4 protein-coding genes are annotated in these 4381 nt (G+C 58.0%); 2 read left to right on the forward strand and 2 right to left on the reverse strand.

The window, feature by feature from the left end; genetic code table 11:
- Positions 1–240 precede the first annotated feature (240 nt).
- A complete protein-coding gene (locus tag ACFVXG_RS46050) occupies positions 241–516 on the forward strand; it encodes a hypothetical protein (RefSeq protein ID WP_387936491.1) in 276 nt (91 codons plus the stop codon).
- Positions 517–945: 429 nt separating this feature from the next.
- Here ACFVXG_RS46050 and ACFVXG_RS46055 read toward each other — a convergent pair whose 3' ends face one another.
- Complete coding sequence (locus ACFVXG_RS46055) at positions 946–1173, reverse strand: hypothetical protein (protein WP_290280307.1); 228 nt, start codon at positions 1171–1173, stop codon at positions 946–948.
- A gap of 253 nt (positions 1174–1426) precedes the next feature.
- On the opposite strand from ACFVXG_RS46055, the gene ACFVXG_RS46060 reads away from it, so the two are divergent.
- Positions 1427–2881 (forward strand): replication initiation protein, encoded by a 1455-nt coding sequence (locus tag ACFVXG_RS46060; protein ID WP_387936492.1) that lies wholly within the window; start codon positions 1427–1429, stop codon positions 2879–2881.
- Positions 2882–3339: 458 nt separating this feature from the next.
- Here ACFVXG_RS46060 and ACFVXG_RS46065 read toward each other — a convergent pair whose 3' ends face one another.
- Complete coding sequence (locus ACFVXG_RS46065) at positions 3340–3618, reverse strand: ribbon-helix-helix protein, CopG family (protein WP_290280303.1); 279 nt, start codon at positions 3616–3618, stop codon at positions 3340–3342.
- Between the last annotated feature and the right edge of the window lie 763 nt (positions 3619–4381).

Raw genomic sequence — 4381 nt, forward strand, 5'->3', positions numbered from 1 at the left:
TATGGAAGCTGGTTGTATTCTCCCTGAAGGTGATCCATTCGACCTGGGTGTCTGGAGTCTAAGCAACTACCAATTTACCTGGTCAAGGGTCACTTTCTTCATTTCTTCAGCCGGTGTCCCGCTACTTCCAGTGAAAAACCCGGGTTAGGGCGTATTCGAGGTGCGCTTAGTGCCGCGCTTTGGCGGGGTGAAAGTCGCCAAAAGTCCGACATTTTAACGAACGTTCGTTATAATGAGGGTATGACTCACGGAGCTTTGACCTCAGAAACCGGCGCAATCCTGAATGATCTTGGCGCAGCAGACCCTCTCGATGTGGCTGTCCGGGCACGGGAGAGTGCGCATGTTCTCTCTCAAGTCGTGGAGTTTTTAGAGCAGATCGGCCGGTCTGGGGATAGCGATTTAGACGCGGTGCATGAGCGTGATTGGCAGCTCGATGCAGACACGTTGACCTTCATTGCCCAGACGTTGGAGGGGCTGGCAGACCAGGCCGAGGCGAAGGATGCCGTGAACGAATGACGGATATGTGTGCCCAATGCGGGGGGGAAATCCCGCCCCGGCCTGACCCGCGCGGACGCAGGGCGAAGTATTGCTCGGATGCTTGTCGGGCGGCAGCTAGCCGAGAACGTGCTCGCCAGCGCCACGCCCAGGAGGTCGAAGCCGCGCGTCTCCAGGCTGAGCTGGATCTGAAAACCCCGCAGGAGACCCTGGCAGAGGTAGTCCAGGAGCTTGAGGCCACCACCCGGATCATCCAGGAGCGAGGGGAAGTACCTGCCTCACTACGCCCGATTGTTGAGGCCGCATTTGATTTGATCCATGCGTCCCAGAACCCTGTAACCGTTTCGTCGACGCCACGACGTAAAACTCGGAGAGCAGTAAGACGTAGCTTTTTATAGTTATCTGATTTAGTCGTTGTGATTGGAGGGCTAATTGGTATAAAAAACTTCATTAAAAGTCAAATGAAGAAGGGTTTTTTATTTCCTCTTCTAGACCAATTAGCTCTATTCCAAGCAGATCTCCTGCTTCAGAAACATCTACCGCCCCCGCCAGTTCCCCGTTCGCCCAAGCTAGGGGGATTGAATGAGAGAATGAGGGTCTACCACTTGATTCATCGAATTCGATGTAAAGAGCCCCATCCCGGATGGTGATAGTCGCGGAATGCTTTTTCGAAGTCATGGACTTAATTCTATTGCGGAGTAGGTTTAAGTTCTGTTCACCAATAGCGTCACAACTCTGGCGTCGTCACTTATGGACACGAAAATACGGCCATTGCGATCAGACTTGAAAAAGCTTTGGGGCCTTTCTTCTCATGCGGATGATAAACGCGATAAGCTGCACCAATACCTGAAAAATGTTGAACGCCCCGTGAGCGGGAACTCACAGGGCGTCGGCTAACCCCCAGTCATCAGCTGGGAGAAAGCACTCAAAAATGACTCTAGCGGATTCGCCAGGAACATACACAGCAGATGCGTGGAATTACTCCACGGATCTGTTCGACACCCACCCTGAGCTGGCTTTACGCTCCCGGGGTTGGAATCACCAGGATGCCGCCGAGTTCCTGGCCCATTTAGATCGCAGCATGTTTCACGGGTGCCCCACCCGGGACTTCTCCGCGGCCTGGGTCAAAGACCCCGAGACCGGGGAAACCCGCCCTAAGCTGCACCGAGTTGGCACCCGGTCGCTTTCCCGGTGCCAGTACGTCGCCCTGACCCACCCGCAGCGCTCCGCGGTGCTGGTCTTAGACATCGACATCCCCAGCCACCAGGCCGGCGGGAACATCGAGCACCTTCACCCGCAGGTCTACGCCACCTTGGAGCGCTGGGCACTGGTGGAGAAAGCGCCGGCCTGGATCGGGGTGAACCCGTTGTCGGGAAAGTGCCAGCTCATCTGGTGCATTGACCCGGTGTTCGCCGCCGAGGGCACCACCAGCCCGAACACCCGCCTACTAGCCGCCACGACGGAGGAAATGACCCGTGTGTTCGGCGCTGACCAGGCATTTTCCCACCGGTTGAGCCGGTGGCCGCTGCATGTCTCTGATGATCCGACCGCGTACTCCTGGCACTGCCAGCACAATCGAGTCGATACGCTTGCTGAGCTGATGGAGGTAGCCCGCACGATGACCGGATCAAAAAAGCCAGATAGCACTGCTCACCAGGAGTTTTCCAGCGGTCGGGCACGGATCGAAGCCGCGAGGAAAGCCACCGCAGAGGCCAAAGCGCTTGCCGCCTTGGACGCCACGCTGCCTACGGCGCTGGAGGCATCAGGCGATCTCATTGACGGGGTGCGGGTGCTGTGGGCCGCAGAGGGGCGTGCAGCGCGTGATGAGACGGCGTTTCGCCATGCGTTGACCGTGGGGTATCAGCTTAAAGCCGCAGGTGAACGCCTGAAAGACACCAAGATCATCGATGCGTATGAGCGTGCCTACAACGTCGCCCAGGCGGTGGGGGCTGATGGGCGTGAGCCGGATCTGCCTGCCATGCGTGATCGTCAGACGATGGCCCGTCGTGTGCGCGCCTACGTCGCTAAAGGCCAGCCCACGGTGAGCGCCAGGAGCACACAGACCCAGAGCAGCCGGGGCAGGAAAGCCCTGGCCACCATGGGACGCAGAGGCGCAGCCACCTCGAATGCACGCAGATGGGCGGACCCAGAAAGCGACTACGCTCGCCAGACTCGGGAGCGTTTAGCCCGAGCAAACGAGCTACGTACATTCAGCACAGACGAGAACAAAGGCCGGGTCCTGGCTTACGTTTCCGAGTGCAAGCGCCACGGTTATGACCCCACAAGAAAAGAAGTCGCAACGGAGCTAGGCCTGTCAGTAAGGCGCGTCAATGAGCTGAGAAAAGCTCTAGGAAACTCCCGGAAACGTGGCCGACCAAGTGCCTGAAAATTAATTGGCGGAGCCGTCAGCAGATAACGGTTCCCACCCCGTAGGGGTAGCGGTCGGTCCCTGAAGCTCTACTCATCTTCTTCCTTGCGTATGAACTTTCTCCATGAACTCACCGTTCGCTCTGGGTCTGCAACGAACGCTCCCAGGAACCCACTCAGGGTTGCAACTGCTACTCCAGCTACTGCCTCAAATAAATAACTCATAGCGGGAGTCTGACTTAAAGTGCCTGGCGGTCAGGGCGGACAGCTGCAACTGTGGAACTCTCCGCCACTGACGGCTGGCTACTCGTCCTCGTCCCTGCGGAGGAACGCTCGCCACGATTCAATCGTTCGATCTGGGTCAGCCCAGAGGCTACCCAAGAATCCGCCCGCGCCAGCCAGTAAAAGATCACTTACTGCTTCTAAAAACATCATGGCTGGAGCGTCTAACAAACAGACCGTTGTTTAACTTTTCCCTCAGTCAGACTTCCGGAGCTTGCTGGCTTCGTCCATCAGCTGCTGGGTGATCTCCTCGAACGCATCCTTGATCGCTAGCTCCTCGAAATCGGCGGCAGCTTGCTCCCAGTGGATCCGTTCCAGCTCCGGCAGCGCCGCCCACAGCGCCATGCGGAGATAGGTTCCACGTGATCGCTTGGTGCGCTCGGCGAGCGCGTCCAGGCGCTCGATCAGCTCCGGCTCTAGGCGCACGGAGACCACGGGGCCGCGTCCGGCGGGGTTCTTCTGGTTGGTGGCCATGAAAAGTTTCCTCTCGCTTCGGTAGGTGTAAACAATGTTTACACCGTGTCGGGGAGAGGGGTTTTTATTTTTCTCCCGGCGACTTTCGAGACGGGTCATGCCGTAAGCGAGGCGCGTGGCCACACCGCGCTCGGCGACGCAGGTGTCACTTGCTCCCCGCCCGTCAGTCGGGAAGGGGGCGCGCATAGCGCCCAGGAGCGCCGTAGGGCGCTTGAGACGGTTCGTGTGGGGACTTGGTCGCCTCCCGGGGCTTTAATCGCTTAAAAACGCGCACAGCGCATTTCTTGCTACGTGCTAGCGCGTGACCGCTGCGCGCTCACTTGCTCAGGAAGAAAAATCATCCCTCGCCTAAAGCGCTTCGCGCGCTCGCCCTCTCCGAGGGGAAAACTAACCACACACCTCATGCACTAAAGTGCTGCTTCGCAGGTCAGCGCGTTTTAGCGTGCAAAAATAGTGCGGAAAACGGCGAAAACGGGGGCGCGACAATCCCCTCAGCGGCTCCCCAAAATTCACATATTCATATTTGCTACCGGCTGACTTCTTTCCCGACAGGTGGCCCCGCGAGGGCGCAGGTTGAGCCACTTTTGCGTCCCGGAGATCCTTCTAGGGCGCATTCGAGATGCGCTGCGTGACGCGCTTCGGCGGAGTGGAAGTGGTCGAAAGTCCGACATTTATAACGAACGTTCGTTATAATGGGGGCATGACTCACGGACCTTTGACCTCAGAAACCGGCGCAATCCTGAACGATCTTGGCGCAGCAGAC

It is taken from the genome of Kitasatospora sp. NPDC058162, assembly GCF_042884005.1.
Taxonomy (GTDB): Bacteria; Actinomycetota; Actinomycetes; order Streptomycetales; family Streptomycetaceae; genus Kitasatospora.

Coding starts and splice junctions, on each gene's coding strand:
- ACFVXG_RS46060 (WP_387936492.1), top strand. CDS start 1,427: ATGACTCTAGCGGATTCGCCAGGAACATACACAGCAGATGCGTGGAAT.
- ACFVXG_RS46055 (WP_290280307.1), bottom strand. CDS start 1,173: ATGACTTCGAAAAAGCATTCCGCGACTATCACCATCCGGGATGGGGCT.
- ACFVXG_RS46065 (WP_290280303.1), bottom strand. CDS start 3,618: ATGGCCACCAACCAGAAGAACCCCGCCGGACGCGGCCCCGTGGTCTCC.
- ACFVXG_RS46050 (WP_387936491.1), top strand. CDS start 241: ATGACTCACGGAGCTTTGACCTCAGAAACCGGCGCAATCCTGAATGAT.